The following is a 22,194-nucleotide window of genomic DNA, read 5'->3' as shown; positions in this document are numbered from 1 at the left end:
CCCCCTGGATCTATGGGCAGATACTCCAGGGAGCAAGCAACGCGATATGTGTAGTGGGTTAACATTCACCCTGGTCATTCGCAGCCCTTTGTCTGAGCTGAGGGATTGTATATTGGGCTTTGGGAGCAAAATTTTGGCATCTACGAAAGTTTGGATCACTGACTACACTGCCTGGCCCGAATAGCATGACTGAATCTTTGTGTTTAGGATCGTTTAACCAAACTCTTCCTGAAGGGGTGGCGATATAGCCATAAATTTTCTCTTGGATATCTGCTTGTAAGTCTTCTACAGAGGGAACTTCTGTGTCGGCATCTATCGTATAGGAACCGTGGGTATGGTACGAAGCAAGGATCGTAAAGCCTACCGGTGGATCATTGGGTTCACAACTATCTGCACGCCCCCGTTTAGGGGATGTTCCAGTGAAAGGGCCGCCGGTGTAGAACCCAAAATATCCACAGTATTCAACCCCTTCTCTAATGGAGAGAGTTTGGACCCTATCTAAGTGTTCAGCAGCAACCTCGTGGAGTTCTTCCAATTCACTGTTAGTGGGACTGTAGTGTTGAGCTAAAGCGATGGGAGAGGTCAGGACCAGCAGGGTAGTTACTAATACACCTGCCAATTTGGTTCGTCGTTTGATGGGTTGAGTCATTTTGCTGCTCCTCAAGGATTTGTAAGGGCGAAGGCTGGTTTAACGTTCCGGGTTTAAAAGGGTCAGTAGGTTGGTAGGGTATGCTTCGCTGTTGAGTTCACTATCCCAAAGTCAAACTGCAGAAAAAATCCTGAAAACTTCAGATTTATTCAGGAACTTATTCAGGTCTGTGATCGAATTTCAACTCAAGGGCTGACTTGAATGAAAAAAATTGCTTATGATCTTCGTGGCAATCCCAATGGGTAATCTCTCGGCCATTTTATGGCACTGATTATTCAGCTTGTCCCATTAGGGAAAATGCAGCCCAATCTCGTGGGTTGGGGTGCTGTTCACGGGTTTTTAACATGGCATGGCGTAGAGCTTGAGCTTTATCTGGGTTTTGTTGCCAGTGGGTATAGAATTCTGTCATGAGGTTGGCTGTGGGGGCGTCGGGGACGGCCCATAGAGACACGATTAAGCTGGGAGCACCTGAGGCCATCAATGCCCGAGATAAGCCAATCACTCCATCTCCAGTGATGGTTCCAACTCCGGTATTACAAGCACTCAGAACCACGAGTTCTGCTTGGAGATCGAGGTTGAGAATTTCTGAAGTGGTGAGGAGGCCATCGTTTTGTTGGGCGGATGGGGTGAGTGCGATCGCACCGGGGATACTCAATCCTAAATGCTTCAGTTCTTCCAATAGTCCGTGGGTGGCTAAATGAATGACAGGTGCTTTGGACATCTGTTCGGTAACCAACGATTCAGTCGCGTCAGACCCAGTCAGGGCAGAGGTGTCAAGCAGTGAGGCAATCTTGACAGCTTCCTGCTCAGCCCCTGGCAAGGGCAGCAGCGGTTCAGCAGGTAGATCTACTCCGGGGGAGATATGGGGCATGTCTGGGTTGCCGACTACCAGAGCTTTTCGAGGACTTTTTTGTAATTGCTTCCGTCGTTGTTCGGTATAGTGCAGCAGTTGAATTGATGGAACTGTGAGCATGGTATGTCGGGCGATTAACGGACCATCTTCTCCTTCTAGAGCTGGGAAAGGCACCATAAACAGCTCACGATGGGGGATGAAGATGACGCGGTCATCGGCATCTTTAGGTAGCAAGTCTGCGATCGGATCAATGAGAACCTGATGGAGTTGACTCAAATGATCGGGAGACTGGGCAACAGGAAGACCATCCAGGGAAAGAGACATCATGTCTGTACCAGTCCCCATTTCCATTGCTTGTCTCGCTTCTGCAACCATTTGAGGGAGTGATTGCTGCGATTGTTCCGATAGCGCCTTCAGATCCACTTGTCGCAATGAGACTAATCCATCGGGTGTGATCACCCAAATCAGGAGCTGTTCTGGCAGCAGTGAGTACTCGACTAACGTGGCTTTTTGGCTGCGAGCGATGTTGCGAATTTGATCAATGGTTGGGGGGCTAGGCTGCTGGAATTGACTGGAGGAGTCGGCCCCAATACGAGATGAGAGCAACTCAACAAAGGCCCGGGCCCGACCTCGTTCAGCAACTTCTAGGGCTTGATCGGGTTTCTCCAGGGCAATCAACGCAGTTTGTAGATAGGAGTAGGTAATCACCTGAGTCTCAAACAATGAGACTTTGTTGGCATCGGTTAGACCCGGACGTAGAGACTCCCAGATTGCAACTGCCTTAGCCAAAGCATTACTGGCCTTGGAATAGTCTTTCGTCTGAAGCCAAGTTTCTCCTATATTGTGGTGAGTGAGCCCCACTCCGGGTTGATTCTCAATGGTTTGATTAATCGTCAAAGCTTGCCTAAAAGCCTTGAGAGCTTGTTTCGCATTTCCCTGGTGACGGTAGGCTTTGCCCAGCAGATTGAGGGTCGATGCCATTCCAGCTTGATCTTCAATGTCGGTTGCTACGTTTAAGGCTGATTCCAATATCGTTGCGGCTGCCTCAGGTTGCCCTAAGCCGAGCAGGGCTGCTCCTCGGGTTTCCATAATCAGGCGTTCATGAAAACGCTTATTCGGAAAGGCGGGCGGTATGTTATCAAACAGACCTTGAGCTTTATCCAGGGCTTTTAATGCTTGGGGCTGTTGGCCTTGACGAATAAATAGTCGGGCTTGCCAGCCATAGAGCAATGCCTCTTCCTTAGTATGTTCGTATATCCCTCCTCCATCTAATCGGAAGGGGTTTTGATTGCCCAGAGAGACCGATGCTTGTTGGAGTAAATCCTGAGCTTTAGTGTAGAGCGCTAATCGTTCATAGACGGAAGCTAGGCCGGTTAGAGACACAACGATTCCTGATTCATCGGTAATGTCTTTCCGAAGTTGAAGGGCCTGTTCATGGGTTGCTAAGGCTTGGGGATAGTTGCCCAACTGGTGATAAATATCGCCTAAACGATTGAGGCTATCCCCTAGTTTGTGGCGATCACTATTTTGCTTGTAAGTATTTTGCAGCGTTTGAAAGCTTTGGAGGGCTAATCGTAAATTACCTTGTTGATACTGTTGTTCTGCGGTTGCGAATTGATCCTGAGCTTCATCACTAAACAAGCAGACGCTGCTAGGTGTAACTGGACAAAGTTTTTTCTGGATCGGATTCGACAACAGATTGAGGGAGGTGAGCTTTTGTAGAGGCGTTAACATGCTCACATCTTGAATTTGATTTAGATCTAAGACCACATAACTGAGGTTGGGGAGCTTAGCTAAGGGCGATACATCTTTAATTTGATTGCGACCGGCCAGAAGGAAACTCAGATTGGGTAAGTGGCTTAAGGGGCTGAGATCCTTGATCTGGTTGTCCATAAGATTAAGGTTGCTCAGATGAGGTAAAGACTTGAGGGGACTCAAATCTGTTATTCCCTGATTCTGGAGGTTAAGCCCCGGATTAGAACCCAGAATTTGCTCTGCTTCAGAACAGTCCTTGGTTTTCGCAATTTTTAATAAGGTCGTAACGGTATGGCGTTGTCCTGGTTCGAGCTGGACAATATTGGTGCACCAGTCTGAGAACTGTTTCTTTGGGACAGCGTTTGCAGAGGAGAGGGGATGAAGTGCTATCCCAAGACCAAATAGTGCTGAAAACCTAGCCCGAAAAGAACTTGGACGCATAGGATGAAGACAACTAACCCATACATATTAGGGTGCCCGATTCGAGCAAACTTGTTCTATGTAGGGTGAGGGATGCGGTTTTAATATGTGCGGTTCGGTCCCATCCATAATCTTGTTCTGGAAATAGCTCTTGGGAGTATGAGGTGGTTTAGAAATCTTGATTCTTTGGAGGCAATGATTGACTTACAGTCAAAACAGCCTGCTTTATACCTAGTTAATTATGCGTCTCTTAAACAGTGCTCTTTCTTGCCTGATTGGTTGTATTTGGATGTTGTTGGCGACACCTGCGATCGCAACTCCGATTTGGAGTTATGAAGGCGCATCCGATCCGGGACATTGGTCAGAATTGCAGTCCGACTATTCCCTCTGTTCAACGGGACAGGCGCAGTCACCGATCAACTTGCGATCGCAAGATCTCAACAGCGATCACGAAACCCTAAATGTGGACTACCACTCATCTCCGCTGGATGAAGTCAATAATGGGCGCACGGTAACGGTGAACTATGAAGCCGGAAATACCCTCACCCTGAATAGTCAGACCTATGAATTAGTCCAGTTTCATTTTCATGCTCCCAGCGAGCACCTGATTGACAATAAAACCAGTGCCATGGAAATGCACCTGGTCCATAAGAACGCGGCCAATGAGCTGGCGGTGGTGGGAGTCATGATTAAGCCAGGAGCTGCAAATCCTTTATTAGATGAGATTTGGGACAATATGCCTGGGGTAGAAGAAGAGAATGCACCTAATTTAGATATTGATGTTCGCTCGCTACTGCCCCGCGATCGCAGTTTTTACCATTACCAAGGTTCATTGACGACACCCCCGTGTAGTGAATCTGTGAATTGGGCGATTCTACAGCAACCGATTCAAGCTTCCCGCCAGCAAATCAATACCTTCAAGTCTAGGTTTCACGCTAATGCTAGACCGGTCCAAGCCCTCAATAATCGCCCCATTCAGTTTTCTGATTCTTTAAGTTAATTGAACATCCCCAACCAACCTAACGATAATGTCCCTAAGCTAGCGGCATCATCTCTGTAAGATGAACAGCTACGAAAGGGGGATACAGAATGATTCAGTTAGGGCGAGAGATTACTAGTGATCTCAAAATAGCCTCTTCCCGAGAATGGCTCGTGACCAATGGCATAGGTGGATATGCCGCGGGAACTGTGGCGGGCCTATTTACCCGGCGTTATCATGGGCTGCTAATCGCTGCTTTGACCCCGCCCTTGGAACGAACGCTCTTACTTTCTAAACTGGAGGAAGCGGCTCTTTATAACGGTGAATTGTTTGATCTCTCTACGAATCAATGGGCTGACGGTAGTGTCACCCCCCAGGGGTATCGATATATTGAGCAATTTGAGTTGGAAGGAACGGTTCCTTGTTGGCGCTATGCCCTGGCTGATGCCCTGCTGGAAAAACGGGTGTGGATGCAGCAGGGTGAAAATACGACCTATATCCACTATCAGCTCAGGCGGGGTAGTGGTCCGGTAGCTCTATCTGTCAAAGCATTAATAAATTATCGAGATCACCATAGTCAAACCCATTCCCATCAGTGGCAAATGCAGACTCAGTCTGTTGCCCAGGGCATTCGAATTAAGGCTAATGAGACGGCGACTCCCTTTTATCTATTGGTCAGCCAGGGGGGCTTAGTTACGCAACACCACTGGTACCAAGGGTTTGAATTGGGGCTGGAGCAATACCGAGGATTAGATGATCAGGATAATCATCTCCATATCACGACTTTAGAAGTCGTTCTGAACCCCGGTGATAGCTTGACAGTGGTCGCCAGTACTCAACCTCATGCCAATTTAGATGGGGCCACCGCCTTACTTGAGCGCCGTTTTTATGAGGAAATGATTCGAGGCGAGCTGGACGTTACACCCGCATCTCCAATGCCCCAATGGATTCAGCAATTGGCCTTAGCTGCTGATCAATTTATTGTGAATCGTCCCTTAGCTGAAGAACCGGAAGGGAAAACGGTGATTGCAGGCTATCCGTGGTTTGGTGATTGGGGGCGAGATACCATGATTAGCCTACCCGGCCTGACCATTTCTACGGGGAGACCTCGAATTGCCCGCACGATTATTCGCACCTTTGCCCGGTATTTAGATCAGGGGATGTTGCCTAACGTCTTTCCTGAGGTAGGTAAGCTCCCCGATTACAATACCGTCGATGCTATTCTCTGGTACTTTGAAGCCATCCGTATCTACACTGCGGCGACTCAAGATAATGAACTACTGGAAGAGTTGTTTCCATCCTTGGTCCGGGTGATCGATTGGCATCGGCAAGGTACACGCTACCAAATCCATGTGGATATAGATGGGCTGCTCTATGGAGGGGAAGAGGGGGCGCAACTGACCTGGATGGATGCCAAAATTGGCGACTGGGTGGTTACCCCAAGAACGGGAAAACCCATTGAAATTAATGCCCTTTGGTATAACGCCCTGCGGAGTATGGAACGGTTCGCTCAACAGCTGGGCCAGCCCCAGCAGGTGTATCGAGACATGGCCCAACTGATGCTGGAGGGGTTCCAGCGGTTTTGGCAGCCTACCCAAGGCTACTGTGCCGATGTGCTGGATGGTCCCCAGGGGGATGACCTTACCTTGCGGCCCAATCAAATCTTTGCCGTATCGTTACCCCTAGTGGCAGGAGCAACGGATTATCCAGCGTTGCTGACGAAGGAGCAACAGCAGGCGGTGGTTGAGACCTGTGGACGCTATCTACTCACATCTCATGGATTACGATCCCTCTCCCTAGACGATCCACAATACCAAGGAGCTTATGGGGGGGATCAGGTTAAACGAGATAGCCGCTATCACCAAGGGACCGTTTGGGGCTGGCTCTTAGGCCCCTATGTCCAAGCCCATTACCGAGTTTATAAGAATCCGCAACAAGCACTAGCACTGCTCAACCCCATTGCCAACCATCTTCAGACCCATGGCCTGGGCAGTATTAGCGAGATTTTTGATGGTGATCCACCGTTTTATCCCCGAGGTTGTTTTGCCCAAGCTTGGTCCGTTGCAGAAATTCTGAGGGCTTGGATGGATATTTCCCAGCAACAATCCTAAAGTTATTCGGCAAACTGCTCGGGCTCTAGCCAAAAAATCTTGCCAAACCCACCAATAAAGCGAATCCGCACAGGCGTAATCTCATAAAGCTGAAAGCCATGGGTGTTCTGATATCCTTCAGCTTCAGGAAACCGCTGGAAATATTGTTGGTACTTGGCTTCATTTTCAGCACCCGTCGTTTCCAGTGGCGTTGCTCGCCCTAGGATACTGGCTCGTCCATGCTTCTGTGGATCTTCGGCCCCATCTTGCAAATTTTCTAAGATAGTTAAAGAGACTCGATTGTCGTTGATGATGTTTTTGGTGTGTTGAGCTAAATTGCTGATAAAAATCAGGGGATGATAGGTTTCCATCAAGCTATAGGGCGTGACCGATCCAAAGGGAAAGCCTTCCACAGCCACTGATGTTGTTGAAAGGACACCAAAGCTTTGTTGTTCGATTAGTTTCTTGACTGCTTTTGCTTCTGAAGACATGAGGCTACCTACCGTTGTATGCAATCCAACCTTCATCTTAGGCACAAACGTAGTAAATAAGCCTACCTTGCAAAATAAATACTCTTTTTGAGAAGCATTCTTATCTAGGGGGCTTTAGAGTAAGGACCAGGCTAAGAATCGTTCTGTATAGTAAAGAGCAATTTGGTTACTGACCCCGCTAAAAATGGCGTCAAAGGCATGTTCTGCCCAGGGGATTTCAATCATGACAGCGGTATTGCCCTCAGAGTGCAATTTTCTCAGCATATTGCGACCGAATTTTACTTTCACTAAATGATCCTGAGTCCCGTAAACCAACAAAGTGGGAGGAAGATTGGGTTTAACGGCATTAATGGGTGAGGCTTGTTGGTATTTCTCGGGAAATTGTTTCGGATCACCGCCAATAAAAGCTTTCAGGACTGATTTGATATCAATAGGGTCAGGAACAGGCGGATCATAATAGCCCTTAGCCAGGTTGACGGGACTGTAGTAACTCACAACGGCCTGGACGGGTAGATCGGTTTCTCCATAGGCTGCTAGCGTCGCTAGATGCCCACCCGCTGAACGCCCCAGTAATGCGACTCGGTTGGGATCAGTCTCATATTCGGATGCATGATCTTTGATAAAGGTGAGGGCTGATCGCACATCTTCTAATTGAGTCGGAAATTGATAGTGGGGAGTATGCCGATAGGAAATGGCCCAAACGACGTACCCCCGAGCTGCGAGATACTGACTAAATGCGGCGTTACTGTCAGGGCTCCCGGTCCGCCAGGCCCCCCCATAAATCATGACAACGGCTGGATAGGTTCCTGGCTGGGGCGGGCGATAGAGATTGAGCTTTAAGGTCTGTCCATCGGGTTGAGCGAAGGGAATACCTAGATCTTGGCGGATTTTTCCTAGGGGGATTTGGCGAACGAAGTCAAGAATGCTAAAGGGATGGGGGCGTAGTTGGGCTTGCTGGGCTGGAGATAATTTGGCTAAATAATCTTTGCCCAGGTTGGCTTGCATTGCCCCATTGGCTTGCTGAATCGCTCTGGGTAGTTGAATTAGTGGCAAGCTACTTAAGACTAGACCCAATAGCCCACCCACCATCATGATTCGAAAGGCAGTCTTATGGGTGCGGTAAAAGAAGGTGAGCAAAATTGTGATCCCATTCAATACCATCAACCCTGGACTAATTTCAGGTGCTCCAACGCCCAAGGGAAGCAACGAAAAAGTGGGGGCAGGAACTACAATCCAAAGACTTAAAAATAGCCCGATCCCAATTAACAGTTGCAGCAGTCGATAGAACATAGATGTCTCTGAAATGAGATTAGATGTGAATGGAGGCAACAACCCCTATCCCAGAGTGTATCTGGTGAATGAGTATAGGGTGAATTAGCATGGAGAGATAAATTGAGATTGGAGTGTTTATGCCTTATAGCTTGCAGTCTGGAATCGCATCAGCATTGATCACCATAGCGACAACAACTCATTGTGCTGACGTTGATTTTTTGTCTCAATTTCCCATCTCTATCCCCTCAACCGTTTCTTCTGCAAAACTATGTCCCTTTCAAGGCACTGAACTGACGCTGCAAATGGGGAAAGCCTATCAAGATAAGATATCTCGTGGGCAAGCGTTTGACCAAGTTCAAACTGTTTTAAGGGAGCGATTGCTGAATCTTAGACAGGTAGTAGTTGGTTTGGTCCCTCTGCCCCCCGATCAATTTTTGGTTCAGCTGCCGGGTCAGTTAGATCAGCGCCAAGCTGTGGAGCAAATCACTCAGCGATCGCATTTAACGTTTCGTCTACAAAATCCAACGACTCCTCAAACCGAATCCCTGTTACTTCAAAAGATAGCGCTCCAGCCTAAATTGGCCGCAAAGCCATCCGATCCCCGTCAGCTTGAAAAGCAGCTAGCCCAGATCTACAAAAAACTATATGGCCCGCCCGTTTTGACCGATAAAAATGTGATTAGTGCATCGTACCAGGTTGCTTCTGTGGGGAATCGTTGGGATGTCGTTCTCCGTTTTGACGCCCAAGGCGCTGAGCAGTTTCAGCAAATCACCAAAAAAGTGGCTGGTACCCAACGACCCATTGGCATTTTTCTGGACGATCAACTATTAAGTGAGGCAATTGTTTCCTCTCAGTTTGCTAAAACAGGGATTGCTGGGGGAGCGGCGGTCATTACTGGCAACTTTGATTTGGAAATGGTGAAAAACTTGGCCTTCCAGTTGAAAGAAGGTAGCCTACCTGCACCCATTACCGTCTTGAAAACAGAAGCAGTGCAGACTGAACAATGCTCTTCTTCCCCCCAGGTCTAATGGGCCTTCATATTGCTAGGAACTCCCAAGCGCTGAAGGCAAGTTCAATCCATCAATACCTTGGAAAAAAGAGGCGAGCTTTGTTGCAATACTGGCCACACCACCTCCTACATTAGACTCAATATTTAGGGGTAAAACGGGATCGTGGAGGGACAATCGCAGTAATAACCAGCCTTGCTCTGAGGGGGAGCTGCAGGCGATCCGAATACCTTCGTAATTATTGGGAACGATTTGCCAGTCTGATTGCTGAGCCGCAAAGTTTTCTAACTTGGAAATAACCGAGTTTCCATGGGCTTTGAAATCATCTGCCTGGATCTTGATACGATATTCTTCACTTTCCTGAGGTTCTGTCAGATTGGCGATCAAATCAGTGATATTTTGGCCTGCCATCTTAGACTTCGCCAGTTCGACCAATAGCTTGCTGATCAGATAAGCCCCATCATCTAGAAAATAGTTTTCCTTCATCGCCCCGTGACCGGAGGTCTCAATGGCTAACCAAGATTCTTGCCCTGACTGGTTTAAACGAACAGACTCATTAATCACATTCTTGTAGCCGCGCTTAAACCGATGATGCACACCACCTAACTCATCCCCAATAAATTGAGTGAGCCCATCTGAAGTGATGGAGTCCGTGACAATGGTGGAACCTGGATGCTCCCGCAAAACCACCGCAGAGATTAAGGCGATCAGCCGATTGCGATTCAGATCCTGCCCAAGATGATCGACGGCAGCAGCGCGATCCACATCCGTATCGAAAATAATACCGAAGTCTGCCTGTTGTTGGGTTACGGCTTGGCAAATGGCTGCCATTGCTTCTTTATTTTCAGGATTAGGAATATGGTTGGGAAACGTGCCATCTGGGTCTAGAAATTGGCTGCCCGTGATATCTGCTCCTAGGGGCTTTAAGACCTGATCAGCGTAAAACCCTCCAGCGCCATTACCGGCATCGACGACAATATGGAGTCCTTGCAAGGGTTGTTCAAAATGGTCTGGATGATTAACAGCCACGCGAATTTGACTCACCAGTTCTGCGGCATACACCCCAATAAAGTTGTGCTCGGAGACTTGGCCCGGATCAGCCGCCACTTCAAACGCCTGCTCAGCAGCGAGACTGAGGATTTGGGTGATATCGGTTTTGCCTAGGCCCCCTTGAGCTGTAAAAAATTTGAGGCCATTGCGGTTAAAGGGAAGGTGGCTAGCGGTTAGCATAATTGCACCGTCACAGTTAAACCCATCGGTGACGGTGCTTTTGAACATGGCTGGGGTGGAGGCCAATCCAAAGTTGTAGCCATTACTCCCCATCTGGGTAATGCCAGCCAGAACAGCGTCCATTAACGTGGGGCCAGAAATGCGGCTGTCTCGACCGACGCCAACGGTTAGCTCACTAGCAGATTTGTTCAGGGTTTGGGAGAGCCAATGTACGAAAGCCATGCCTAAGATCTGGGCGATCTCTGGGGTCAGGTTCACGGCTTCCCCTTCAACGCCTTCTAAAGCAACGCCTCGAATATCTGAACCATTTTGAAGTTGAGGCCAATTAAATGCGGTCAGGGTCATATGCGATCGCAAGCTCAGTACAACACACAACCCCCATCATGCCCTGAGAAAATGATCCCGTGTGAAATATACAGCTTTGATTAATAGTCGAGAACAAGTAGGTGTAATTAGCAAGAGATTAATAGGTGTACTCAAAGATCCTACGTGCATCGAAATTCTCATTTTTGCTAGGGCCTAATCTCCTGGTTTATTACCCCGATAAATACCAAAAGTTTATATTTCCTCTTATTTCAAGGAAGAGCTTTATGGCTTTTTATCGTTATCCAGTGCCCTATGAATTCCTTTGAACAATCTGGCGAAATAACATGCATTTTACTGACCCATACAAAGTGAATTTAGACTGATGCGGGTTCTAATTTCTCTACCTCATATTCTGCAAAGCATAGCCCTAGATCACCAAAATATTTGCATAGTGCAATACCCATGAAGTCATGCCCTGACAGCGCAATCGGGTTATCCAATGAGCAGTGCATGGATGGGGGACAGAACAATGCTTACACAGGTTGCCGCCAGTGCTCCAGCTGCAATCCCCAGATGGTAAAGACGTTGAGGTTGATTAGGGTTAAACCCAGGCATGAGTCCGATTAGATACCCGCCCATAAAGCCACCCAGGTGTCCCCAATTGTCTACCCTGCCAACAAAAGCTGACAGTACAAACGAAATAATAGTTAGCGTTAGGGCTTGTTGCAAAACCTGTCGTTGATTAGCCCGTTGACCATAAATCACCAGCGCTCCCAGGAGACCAAAAACGCCGCCAGAAGCTCCTACACTGAAGTTAGACCCACTAAACGATACAGGCAAAGAAGTCCAATATTGAGCAACAAAACTGGTTAACAATGAACTGGTAATGGTTGTGAGCGTATAGATACTGACTAGCCGACCTGCCCCATACCCCTTTGCCACCATGGGTGAAAGATAGTTTAACCAGGCCATATTGAACCCTAAATGCCACAGCCCTCCATGGAGCCAACCCGAACTGAGTACCGTCCACCATCGGCCCCACTCAAATATGGGAACGGAACCCGTAGAGCCAAAAATCAGCAAGCTATAGGAACTCGGCATTAAAAGGTTCATAACCCCTGCTGACTGAACACCAGGAAGATCAAACAATAGTGTGATCAGATAGAGCAAAGTACACCCGATGATCACAATTTTGATGAAACCAAAATTGGCCCCTAATCTGCTAATTGGACGTGCAAATCCCCATAAACTGGGATTAACCTGACCACATTGTGGACATTCCTTTTGTTCAATAGATACCAGCTTCTGACAGGAAAAACAGACGGCAGAACCCGATGTCTGTCGTTTAGGTAACTTAAAGGCCATGGGTGATGACAGGGCTATTGGGTAAATCTAGGATAGACCACTGTAGTCTGGTGCGGTCTAGTGCCAATATCGCCCCGACCTCAACCCAACTATTGAGGTGTCCCTTGCTGATCGATCCAATGCTCCATTTGCTCAGCGGCTGGCCGATTTCCTTTTTGTTGAAATAATTGTTTAGCCTGCTGGTAATCAGAGATGGCTCCTTGGCGATCTCCCAAGGTTTGGCGAATTAAACCTCGATTGCCATAAGCTTCAGCCATATTGGGTTGTAGAGCAATGGCTTGGCTAAAATCTTGCAGTGCATTTTGGGGCCGATTAATTGAAAAATAAGCAACGCCTCGGTTGTAATAGACCTCTGAATTACTAGGGGCTAGCTGAAGGGCTTGATCATAGTCTTGAATGGCATGGACATAATCTCCATTTAAGGCTTTTTGAATGCCTGTGGAGAACAAAATTTGTGATCGATCTTCCCTGGAAAGAGCAATATGTTCTAATGAAGATTGCTGGATATGAGGTTTAGCATAACTCTCTTGGCTATTGCTTACTGATAGAAGGACGGCAATTAATAGAGTAGGAAAAAGCCAGGAACGATGAGGAGAGATAAGCATGATTAAACCTAATTTCTTAAACTTTAGGCACAGAAAAACTGCCCCTGGTTGTAAACAACAAATGGTCTTCGTTTAATTAAAACGATCAGAATAAATACCTGCAGAAACTTGGCCCAAGCAAGTAGCTTGAAACTGAAGAGACTTATAACTTAGAAAATGTTTGGGGAAAGATTTATATTCCCTATTCTAAGAAATAAAACAGGAGTCCCCCGCAACTGCAACATTTCTTGCCATTGGCAGTTGAGGGGGGATGGCAACTATTGGGATGGCGGCAGTGTTCCGAAAGCAGATAAGAGGTTATAAATTTAGAGTTTTTTAGGAGGCTTTCGACTTATGAGGAAACCCCTGCCTCCACCATCCGAAAGCGACTCCGGCCCCAAAGACTTGATTTCTCTAGCATTTGCTCGGCTTGAGAAATGAGTTGTTGACTGGTAACGGTGGTGTTATTGCGTGCGATCGCACCTCCAATCTTCAAACTAACGGAGACTTCTGAAGCATCCACGAGCTGTAAAGGTTCATCCAAAGTTGTGGATAGAAACTCACCGTAATCAGCTGCCGCTTCAATGGCCATTCCCAGAGTGACGCAATACAAACGATGGCTGCCATCAAAATGTAGCCAGCTACGAGGAGAAAGCTGGCGCTGTATTCGATCGGTAATGATAGGCCAAACGGCTCTTGAATTGACGTCATCAGAACTAGGGGCATCTTCAATATCCATCACGAATAAACAGATAGAGCGATGCCAAGCCGAATCAGGATTATCCCCCAAGTTACTCAAGGCATGAGTGAGAACTTGATCCAGCAGCTGATATTCTAATAACCCTGTTTTAGGTTCCGTTAATCCGAGGGCCGAAAATAACTGCATCTGTGCCGAATGCATCAAATCAAGCTTCTTCTTCTGGCTAGATGCATCTTGAGCTTGCCCCTGGTAGTCTTCTTCCAGCTGACTCAGTTGTCGCTTTTGGCGAGAAGAAACCCATCCCCGTTTAATAATAGTGGGAGCAGTGACCAATAAGCCAACGATAACCCCTAATGCCAGCGTTAGTAAGAGAATTAGAGCTAAAGAGCCGTAAAATTGCCAAATCAGAAAACTCACAGGAATCGAATAAGCGTTTTGCAACGCAAATAGGATGGCAATCAGGGCGATGAGTAACGCGAGAACAACTAAGATAGGCATCTGAATTTAGTAAATATCGCTTCCATCTTAAGATGTAGCCTCGCCATCAATAAAAGTTGCAATTTAGCATCAGTTTTAGCATTCTGAAATATTGTGAAGCACTCAAGGTGATACTTTGCTGAACCACCCTCGACGCCAGAATAAATAGCTCAGACTGCCCGAAATTAACAACATGGTAGCTATTACCGCAGGATACCCCCAGTACCAGCTCAACTCCGGCATGTTAAAAGGGGAGACTTGAGGGTTAAAGTTCATGCCATATAACCCCGAGATAAAGGTCAAGGGAATAAAAATAGTTGAGATGACCGTTAGGACTTTCATCACTTCGTTCATTTTATTGCTAACAGAGGATAAATAAACATCCATTAGACTGGCAGCAAAATCTCGATAGGTTTCAACCATGTCTAAGATCTGGATGGAATGGTCGTAACAGTCCCGTAGATACACTTTGACTTCTTGACTGATAAGGGGGCTATCTTCCCGCAAAAGGGCAGATAACGCATCTCGTTGGGACCAACTCAGCCGTCGCAAAGTCATCAGTTCGCGCTTGAGAGAATGAACTTGGTTCAGGATCTCTCGGGTGGGATTTTCTAGTATTTCATCTTCTAAGGTTTCCAAGCGTTCTCCGTAGAGTTCTAACACCGGAAAGAAACCATCAATAATGGCGTCCAATAGGGCATAGGTGAGAAAGTCAGCCCCCATTTTGCGCATCAGCCCTTTCTGCAATCGAATCCGCTTGCGAACCGGCCCAAAAGAATCGTGGTAGGGCTCTTCTTGAATGGTCAGCAATGCTTGTTGATGCAAGATGAAGCTGACTTGCTCACTCACAAATCCGACTCCGTCTGGGTGAGGAAGAACCATACGGGCAATGATTAAGAGCTGATCATCAAAATCTTCAACTTTTTGGCGCTGAGGGACATTCACCACATCCTCTAAAACCAAGGGATGCAGATTGAAGGTTTGCCCTAATCGGCGCAGAATATCTTCATCCCCTAGCCCCTGAACGTCAATCCAAGACACGGTCTCTGTGGTCAGATAATCCGCACTTTCCTCAGGCTGATCAACGATGATCCGACGAGCTTGATTGGGGTTGTAATCTATGACGACGATGCGGGTCGGTGAAGCATCCTCGTCAATGGTCAGGGTTCCAGGAGAGCTACCCGCTTGGTCATAAAAATAATCGACGTACCCTTGTTGCAAAGGGTCCGATAGGGGATTGGTCATGTCTGACACCAGAATGCTTATGCATCTTTAGTTTGCATTGATTGTTCCAAGCAAACTAAAGAAATTTGTCTGGTGCTAACGAAGGACAAGCATAAGGCTGCTAATCCAAATATGGTGAGGGAGACAAAATAATACTAAAACCCAGGCAAAACCCTGAATGAGAGGGGCTTTTGCCTGGGGCGACACAGTATAGGAAAAATCTCTTCGTTGCCGATCGACAACCTCGATCTATCTAACCAATCGTCGTGGCTAACATTCCCCAGTGGATGGGGTAGCCCCATATTTTCTAAATCTAGAGAACCTTGAGGTTAAGAAGACTCGACCTTTCTCATCGCGAGTCCATCCTTGGGCTTCTACAACGATGGGTCGCTTAGGTAATGTCGTTTGATAGCTACGGGCTGCGGTATTAGACAGTTCAGACTCGTGCAGGTCAATGGAGGATGAAGATGTGGCGCCGGGGGATCGCAAATCTTGCCACACAGCAGTCCTGACTGGCTGCCTCTGTTGAGGTGTGGGGGATTGGATCGTACTTATCGGATTACTTGGACGGTTTGTATGTCCTGTGTAGCAGCCCTTTTGTGCCTGTGATTTCTGAGTATTGCTGGGGTGAGTGGTTAAGGCCGAGTGTTGTCGTTGCGTTGAGATAGGTTTTGTGGGTGCTTGTTGGGCTTGGCCTGGAGAGAGAAGCAGCATCCATGCTAACGCCGTCGGGATGCACAAAACTGTCTTGTTCATGAGTTTCCTACTTACGGTCTGCGGACAAAGGGGAAGGAGCAAACAGCAAAATTCTCAGATAGGAAAAGGGATTGAGTTGCTTGGTCAGCATGCAAATCTGGAATATGGAGTTGCCATTCTGTAGATATTTCAGGGGGGGGGGCAATCAAGTATTATTCCTATTTTTTACATATCTTAACTATTGGTAAGCCTCAAAAAAAATGAAAAATCTACATTTACTAGTTTCTATAGCAATCTGAAATCAATCGTGAGATGTAGAGAGGCTGAAATCTTTACCAGTATCCATTTAGGTTGAATATAATTCTCACAACTCACGTCAGATCGCTATATCACCTGGTGATTAGCATTAGTTACATATTTTTTAGATTCAGAAGCTATGATTCTCCTTCCTTATTTGTCTTTAGCTTGTTCGGTTTATTCAACGATTTATTTAGAGTTAATAAGCGCTTAGTTTTTGGATTGATACGTTACTCGGTTTTATCTATAGATAACTAGAATGATATTCAATTTCTCGCAAGAGCTGATTTGAATGCCTAGCAATAATCCGGTTGATTACTAATGCTTTTTAGAAAAGAAAGAATATTGATAGAGGAGCGATTAAATGAAGACCTTGTTTCAAAATTCTAAGTTATCTCTTCAGATAGATGAATTATGTTTAACAGTTGCCTAATCTCTTAGGAAGGGGGGATTTTAGTTTTATGGAGGGATTTGTAATTTAGGTTCCGTCCTTCAAGCCCCTCAGAGTGGTAATCTTCATTACAACTATTGAGTCGTGCAACCGTAACTTTTTGATCTAGTCGGCAGCTTATAACTCATGCCTCAAGAACCTTCCGGTGGAGAGCAAGCTCCACGCCCCTTTCGCCGCCTCTGGCTGATTTTATTCAGTCGCCCAGTGATAGGCACAGCCCTCGTTCTTCTCGCAATCTTAATTTGGGGCGGTTGGCGAATCTTAGGCTTTATCAACGAAGAACTTGCTCCCCAGATTGCCAAAGAACTCACAAAGTCCCTGAATCGCCCAGTGCTGTTAGGCGATGTAAAAAGTTATTCACTGACGGGACTACAGTTTGGACCGTCTTCGGTACCCGCTCATACCTATGAGAGCAACGGTCGAACCCTCGAAGATCAGGATGAAGGTAAGGTTCAAGCCGTTAATGTCCAGTTCGATGTTTGGAAAACCCTCTGGACCCGGACCCTTAATTTAGATGTGACATTGGTTGATGCGGAACTGTATCTCGACCAAACCGAAGATGGAGAGTGGGTATCAACGACTCTTACTCAGGATGATTCTGAGGGATTGGTCAAAATTCAGCTTGATTCTCTAAGTGTCGATGGGGGAGAGGCCGTTATTGATCCCTATGGTGCAGAGGCTCGGACCCTGAGGGATTTGAAGGGTGTTCTAACGCTCCATGACAACAATGAGAAGCTGAAGGTTGAGGGAAATGGCACTTTAGACTCGGGTGGCAAAGCCAGACTAAAAGGGGAGTGGTTGCAGCCCAGTCAATCCCTGAAGTTAGATGTCAAGGCTAAACAGGTTCAAATTACCCCGTTAATGGGGTTTGTGCCCACAGATATTCCCATTCAAGTTCGTTCTGGCGAAGTGGATGGGGATTTTCAGTTAAAATACCGACCTCAAGCCCCCATTCAATTGACTGGAACGACAGAAGTCAAAGATGCCGATATTCGTGTGCCTGAACAGAATATTTGGGTGAAGGCAAAAGAATTTCAGGGAGAGTTGGATGTTGAGTATTCTCCCAATCAGCAGCTTCCCAAAGTGGGGGGAGAAGCCCAGTTTCGATCGGCGGATCTTTATGTACCTGAAAATTTACTGTTTCAAAATGGGCGATCGCAACGTCAGCACCTTCGTCGCACAAATGGCACCTTAAAATTCCTAAAGGACAAAGAAAGCCTGCAATTTGAAGCCCGAGGCACGATTGCCAGTGGGGGGCGACTGCGGGCTAAGGGGGAAACAACCCTCGATTTAAGCAAGATCAAAGTTTCCGTCTTGGCCCAGAATGTTTCTGCACCTATTTTTGATCGAGCGTTTCAAACCCCTGTGGCGATTCGTTCAGGCCAAGTGGATGCCAACGTCACGTTATACCTAGATCAGGCTAAAAAACCGAGTATGCGCGGCACCGCCCGCATGAGGGATATCGATGCTCAACTGATCGGCCTTCCCAAGTCTTTTTATGATGCCAATGGATTTATTCGCTTAAGGGGATTAACTGCCACCCTAGAAGGAGTAACGGCTCGATATGACCAAGTGCCTGTGGCGGCAAAAGGCTCGATTGATATTGAGCGAGGCTATAACCTTTCTGCCCGTATTCCTGGATTGGATGTCAATACGGCTCTGGCTACCCTAGAAGTGCCTGCATTGCCTGTGCCCATTGCGGGTGAAGTGAGTATCCCAGATATTCGGATTACGGGTCCGATTGAACGACCTTTTATTGCTGGGGAAGTCGTTATGGCTTCGGGCACCAAAATTGACCGAGTGCCTTTTGAGACGATTAAAGCTGAATTCACGTTAGATAATCCGTCCCTAGCGGTTACACGGATTTTGGCAGTGCCTGAAGCCGGGGGAGAAATTACGGGCACGGCCCTCTATAACCTATTACCCGGAGAAGACCTGGCGGCGGATGTTGATGTTGTGGGGGTGCCAGGGGATGAGATCGCATCCCTATACGAGGTGCCATCGGGTCTAACGATTGGTCCGATCAACGCCCAGACCCAGGTGCGAGGACAACCCGAAGATTTACGAACGCAAATTGCCTTTCAAGCGCCCCGTGCCACCTATCCCACTAATGGGGAAATGCGGTTGCGAAAAGGTATTACGCGGTTAGACAATGTCGTGGCTCAGGTGGCTGGCGGCACGGCGCGGCTGGATGGGTATTTTGATCAGACCGATCTGAAAGCAGATGTCAGATTGGCAGGCATTGGGCTATCCAATTTTGCTCCTGAACTAAAGGGAGATTTGAGCGGTAATGTCGCCCTCAATGGTCCCATTGCTGCCCTCAGCCCTGATACCCTTCGAGCCCAAGGCCAAGTGAATTTCTCTCAAGGATTATCGCTGCTTGAACAGCCGATGGATGCGCGATTCCGATGGACGGGGCGCCAGATTGTGGTGCAGTCAGCGACGGCTAAGGGGTTCCGAGCGGATGGAACCATTGATGCTGACTTCCAGTCTCCTCAAGGCCCCCAGATCACGGCTTTGGATCTCAACATCAAGGCAGACGATTATGATTTACGAACCCTAGCCGCATTGGGACCCACGGCTATCCCACTTACAGGACAGGCCGACCTCACAGGCCGCATCACTGGGACGCCCGAAGCCCCCAATTTAGTGGCGACCCTGCAGTTAGAAGACTTAGCGGTGTCTCAGTTTCGGTTTGAACCGTTGATGAAAGGTAACTTGGCGTTTGGCCAAGGGGTTGAGATGAAGGTGGGGGGAGACCGCGATCGCATCCACGTCTCCCTCAATTCACAATTCCTGCCCAACTCGTTTCTGATCCGCAGAGATCAGGCCTTAGCCAAAGGGACGACTCAAGGCAATATCCTCCAGGCAGAAGTCCAGCAATTTCCCCTACAACCTTTGAATTTAGGTTCTATAGCTAATTTAGGAATAGGAACGGTCTCTGGGACTGCCTCTGGCCAATTCCAAGCCAATCTGAAACAACAAACCCTAGACGGTAACTTTGCCGTTGATCAACCGGCCCTCAACCAGATTCAAGCCCAAACCCTGACAGGCAAGATTCGGTATCGAGATGGAATTGCCAATCTAGACCAGGGGACATTACTCAAGGATGATAGCCAATATGTATTGAATGCGAAGTTTATCCCCAGCGATAATCCTCAGTACTCTGGCGATTTAGCGATCACGAAAGGCAATCTTGCTGATGTTGTGGCGTTGTATCAGACCGTAGATTTCGCCAACTTAGGATCATCCCAGCCCCAAGCCTATGGAACGGCTGCAGATTTAAAAACCATTCCGATTGGTGTGAACGGCCCTTTACTGACTCAACTACGCCGTTTTACTGAAATTCAGCAATTAGCCATTATCCAAGCCAACAAGCAGGAGCAAAGCTTATTTGCTTTGGATGGATTAACAGGGCAGTTCGGTGGCCAAATTGACTTTGCTGGATCGGTTAAAACGGGTGTGAATGCTGACTTCGATATTCGGGGACAAGATTTTAAGTTGGGGCTATATGGCATTGATCAACTGATCGTCAAAGGAGAACTGGAAGACGGTCTCCTGAGGTTGCAGCCCCTGCGCATTAAAACAGGCGAGAGCCTATTGGCCTTTCAAGGGCAACTCGGTAGCTCTTCTCAGTCGGGTCAACTGCAGCTGCAAAATATTTCCGTCGAACCGATCAACCCCTTCTTGGATCTGCCGGTCACAGTCACCGGAAAATTAAATGGCACTCTCAATTTGGCCGGAAACTTGGATGACCCTCAGCTTGAAGGTCAGTTCGAATTAGTTGATGGGCGTTTGGACGATGCCGTCATCAATAATGCTCAGACCACCTTGAGCTATAAACAAGCGCTCCTCAAGATTGACAGTCAGGCTCGTATTAATAACTCCCAACCCTTGATCCTCAAGGGAGAAGTTCCCTATTCACCATTTTTCTCATCTGTGACGCCTGCAACGGATCAAGTCTCTCTGACAGCTAGTATTCGGGATGACGGCTTATCCCTGCTGAGTTTATTGACGGACCAAGTGACTTGGGAAGGCGGTAATGGTGCCCTAGATGTAAAAGTCAATGGAACGATTGATCAGCCTGTTGTAGACGGTAGTATTCGCTTTCAAGACGCCAAACTTCAGGCTGCTGCCCTGAAACAGCCCCTAACCAATCTGAATGGCACGATCAAGTTTGATCGCAATTTAGTGACGATTCCTCAATTGACGGCCAACATTGGCGATGGCCGGTTAGTCACCAAGGGCAGTCTGCCCATTTTTCAGGCTTCAAATCAACAAGATTTGAATGTCAAATTGGAAGACTTAGATTTAAATGTCCAAGAACTCTATCAGGGGGGAGTGAATGGAGCCATTGTCGTCAAAGGTAGTGCTCTACAACCTCAGATAGGCGGAAAACTTCAACTCACTAACGGTAAGGTCAAATTAGCTAATGCCAGTGCTGCTGAAAGTGCAGTTCCTGGAACGGTTCCTCAACCTGCTGCGGGTAACCCTATAGACTTCAACAATTTGGTGGTTCAGATTGGCGACAATGTCAAAATTTCTCAGCCGCCTGTCCTTAGTTTTATGGCGACGGGTGAACTCAAAATTAATGGAACAGTGGATCAACCGTTAGCAGATGGCGTGGTTAGCTTTCGTAAAGGATCGATTAATCTGATTACGACTCTGTTTAGCGTTGATTCGAGACGGGATAACTTTGCTAGATTTGAGTCTCGATTTGGCTTAGACCCTTACCTCAACATCGGCATGAAAACCACTGTGACTGAGGTAGTACGTGCTTCAACAACTGATCTAAATGAGTTCGCTGAGTTGCCTTCGAGTGCGATTGGTGCCGTCCAGTCTGTAAAAGTGAGCGCTACGGTTGATGGACGAGCCAGTGAACTCCTCGCTGACTTTGATGATGTGGTCACTCTCAGTAGTCGCCCTGGTCGAACCAATCCCCAAATTATTGCTTTATTGGGGGGCGGCATCGATCGATCGCTGCAGGATGGTCAAGCGACTCAAGCTGCAGCCAATATTGCTAGCTCGGCAGCTTTCTCCAGTGTGCAGCAAGCGCTAAATGATGCTCTGGGTAGTCGTGCTAGTTTTCGAGCCTTTCCTGTTTTGCTGCCTAATCAGAGCAATAATCAAAGTGCTGTGCTCGCTTTTGGGGCTGAATTAGGCTTCGACATTACCGACCGCTTTTCTGCCTCCGTTCTCCAAATTTTGACGGGGGTAGATGAACCGACCTTATTTAACTTGAGTTACGAGATCAACAATCAAATTAGAGCTCGGTCCTCGGTCAGCTCTGAAGGCGAAGCAGTCGGTGTTTTGGAATATCGCATTCAATTCTAATCCTCGTTACAATA

At 47.4% G+C, this 22,194-nt stretch carries 14 protein-coding genes; 4 read left to right on the top strand and 10 right to left on the bottom strand.

Translation table 11 applies throughout. The annotated features are described in order from the left end of the window. Window positions 1–58 precede the first annotated feature (58 nt). The gene (locus tag HRE53_RS00415) at window positions 59–649 is read right to left on the bottom strand and encodes a DUF4329 domain-containing protein (protein ID WP_235108673.1); all 591 of its coding nucleotides are present in this window, start codon (window positions 647–649) and stop codon (window positions 59–61) included. Window positions 650–920: 271 nt separating this feature from the next. Beyond that, window positions 921–3,698 carry a CHAT domain-containing protein gene (locus HRE53_RS00410; RefSeq protein WP_235108672.1) on the bottom strand — a complete coding sequence of 926 codons (2,778 nt, stop codon included), beginning with the start codon at window positions 3,696–3,698 and terminating at the stop codon, window positions 921–923. Between the two features lie 220 nt (window positions 3,699–3,918). Between HRE53_RS00410 and HRE53_RS00405 the strand changes: the two genes are divergently transcribed. Both HRE53_RS00405 and HRE53_RS00400 read left to right on the top strand, forming a co-directional pair. After that, on the top strand, window positions 3,919–4,677 hold the full coding sequence (locus tag HRE53_RS00405; RefSeq protein ID WP_235108671.1) for a carbonic anhydrase: 759 nt from the start codon (window positions 3,919–3,921) through the stop codon (window positions 4,675–4,677). 89 nt (window positions 4,678–4,766) lie between these two features. Next, window positions 4,767–6,767 carry an amylo-alpha-1,6-glucosidase gene (locus HRE53_RS00400; RefSeq protein WP_235108670.1) on the top strand — a complete coding sequence of 667 codons (2,001 nt, stop codon included), beginning with the start codon at window positions 4,767–4,769 and terminating at the stop codon, window positions 6,765–6,767. 2 nt (window positions 6,768–6,769) lie between these two features. Here HRE53_RS00400 and HRE53_RS00395 read toward each other — a convergent pair whose 3' ends face one another. Both HRE53_RS00395 and HRE53_RS00390 read right to left on the bottom strand, forming a co-directional pair. Further along, window positions 6,770–7,237, bottom strand: a complete 468-nt coding sequence (locus HRE53_RS00395) for a HugZ family protein (protein ID WP_212661717.1) — start codon at window positions 7,235–7,237, stop codon at window positions 6,770–6,772. Window positions 7,238–7,351: 114 nt separating this feature from the next. Then, window positions 7,352–8,527, bottom strand: a complete 1,176-nt coding sequence (locus tag HRE53_RS00390; protein ID WP_235108669.1) for an alpha/beta hydrolase — start codon at window positions 8,525–8,527, stop codon at window positions 7,352–7,354. A gap of 119 nt (window positions 8,528–8,646) precedes the next feature. Here HRE53_RS00390 and secD point away from each other — a divergent pair, with 119 nt between their 5' ends. After that, a complete protein-coding gene (secD, locus tag HRE53_RS00385; protein ID WP_235108668.1) occupies window positions 8,647–9,537 on the top strand; it encodes a preprotein translocase subunit SecD in 891 nt (296 codons plus the stop codon). Window positions 9,538–9,552: 15 nt separating this feature from the next. On the opposite strand, the gene HRE53_RS00380 is transcribed toward secD, so the two are convergent. The 6 genes from HRE53_RS00380 to HRE53_RS00355 all read right to left on the bottom strand — a co-directional run bounded on the left by HRE53_RS00380 (window position 9,553) and on the right by HRE53_RS00355 (window position 16,158). Continuing rightward, window positions 9,553–11,091, bottom strand: a complete 1,539-nt coding sequence (locus HRE53_RS00380; protein WP_235111292.1) for a phosphomannomutase/phosphoglucomutase — start codon at window positions 11,089–11,091, stop codon at window positions 9,553–9,555. A gap of 453 nt (window positions 11,092–11,544) precedes the next feature. After that, on the bottom strand, window positions 11,545–12,417 hold the full coding sequence (locus HRE53_RS00375; RefSeq protein WP_235108667.1) for a rhomboid family intramembrane serine protease: 873 nt from the start codon (window positions 12,415–12,417) through the stop codon (window positions 11,545–11,547). Window positions 12,418–12,506: 89 nt separating this feature from the next. Next, window positions 12,507–13,022, bottom strand: a complete 516-nt coding sequence (locus HRE53_RS00370) for a tetratricopeptide repeat protein (RefSeq protein WP_235108666.1) — start codon at window positions 13,020–13,022, stop codon at window positions 12,507–12,509. 331 nt (window positions 13,023–13,353) lie between these two features. After that, complete coding sequence (locus HRE53_RS00365; protein WP_235108665.1) at window positions 13,354–14,199, bottom strand: LapA family protein; 846 nt, start codon at window positions 14,197–14,199, stop codon at window positions 13,354–13,356. Window positions 14,200–14,301: 102 nt separating this feature from the next. Continuing rightward, a complete protein-coding gene (corA, locus tag HRE53_RS00360; RefSeq protein ID WP_235108664.1) occupies window positions 14,302–15,423 on the bottom strand; it encodes a magnesium/cobalt transporter CorA in 1,122 nt (373 codons plus the stop codon). Window positions 15,424–15,672: 249 nt separating this feature from the next. Beyond that, a complete protein-coding gene (locus HRE53_RS00355; protein ID WP_212661710.1) occupies window positions 15,673–16,158 on the bottom strand; it encodes a hypothetical protein in 486 nt (161 codons plus the stop codon). Between the two features lie 814 nt (window positions 16,159–16,972). Here HRE53_RS00355 and HRE53_RS00350 point away from each other — a divergent pair. Next, window positions 16,973–22,180 carry a translocation/assembly module TamB domain-containing protein gene (locus HRE53_RS00350; RefSeq protein ID WP_235108663.1) on the top strand — a complete coding sequence of 1,736 codons (5,208 nt, stop codon included), beginning with the start codon at window positions 16,973–16,975 and terminating at the stop codon, window positions 22,178–22,180. The last annotated feature ends 14 nt before the right edge of the window (window positions 22,181–22,194 follow it).

The sequence above is a fragment of the Acaryochloris sp. 'Moss Beach' genome, assembly GCF_021497025.1.
Lineage (GTDB): Bacteria > Cyanobacteriota > Cyanobacteriia > Thermosynechococcales > Thermosynechococcaceae > Acaryochloris > Acaryochloris marina_A.
The sequence above is the reverse complement of the archived record's forward strand: the minus strand, read 5'-3'. Positions and strand labels throughout refer to the sequence as shown.

Excerpts from the sequence above, each read along its gene's own strand:
- HRE53_RS00405 (WP_235108671.1), top strand. The coding sequence starts at position 3,919 with ATGCGTCTCTTAAACAGTGCTCTTTCTTGCCTGATTGGTTGTATTTGG.
- secD (WP_235108668.1), top strand. The coding sequence starts at position 8,647 with ATGCCTTATAGCTTGCAGTCTGGAATCGCATCAGCATTGATCACCATA.
- HRE53_RS00395 (WP_212661717.1), bottom strand. The coding sequence starts at position 7,237 with ATGTCTTCAGAAGCAAAAGCAGTCAAGAAACTAATCGAACAACAAAGC.
- HRE53_RS00375 (WP_235108667.1), bottom strand. The coding sequence starts at position 12,417 with ATGGCCTTTAAGTTACCTAAACGACAGACATCGGGTTCTGCCGTCTGT.
- HRE53_RS00370 (WP_235108666.1), bottom strand. The coding sequence starts at position 13,022 with ATGCTTATCTCTCCTCATCGTTCCTGGCTTTTTCCTACTCTATTAATT.
- HRE53_RS00390 (WP_235108669.1), bottom strand. The coding sequence starts at position 8,527 with ATGTTCTATCGACTGCTGCAACTGTTAATTGGGATCGGGCTATTTTTA.
- corA (WP_235108664.1), bottom strand. The coding sequence starts at position 15,423 with ATGACCAATCCCCTATCGGACCCTTTGCAACAAGGGTACGTCGATTAT.
- HRE53_RS00350 (WP_235108663.1), top strand. The coding sequence starts at position 16,973 with ATGCCTCAAGAACCTTCCGGTGGAGAGCAAGCTCCACGCCCCTTTCGC.
- HRE53_RS00380 (WP_235111292.1), bottom strand. The coding sequence starts at position 11,091 with ATGACCCTGACCGCATTTAATTGGCCTCAACTTCAAAATGGTTCAGAT.
- HRE53_RS00415 (WP_235108673.1), bottom strand. The coding sequence starts at position 649 with ATGACTCAACCCATCAAACGACGAACCAAATTGGCAGGTGTATTAGTA.
- HRE53_RS00400 (WP_235108670.1), top strand. The coding sequence starts at position 4,767 with ATGATTCAGTTAGGGCGAGAGATTACTAGTGATCTCAAAATAGCCTCT.
- HRE53_RS00355 (WP_212661710.1), bottom strand. The coding sequence starts at position 16,158 with ATGAACAAGACAGTTTTGTGCATCCCGACGGCGTTAGCATGGATGCTG.
- HRE53_RS00410 (WP_235108672.1), bottom strand. The coding sequence starts at position 3,698 with ATGCGTCCAAGTTCTTTTCGGGCTAGGTTTTCAGCACTATTTGGTCTT.
- HRE53_RS00365 (WP_235108665.1), bottom strand. The coding sequence starts at position 14,199 with ATGCCTATCTTAGTTGTTCTCGCGTTACTCATCGCCCTGATTGCCATC.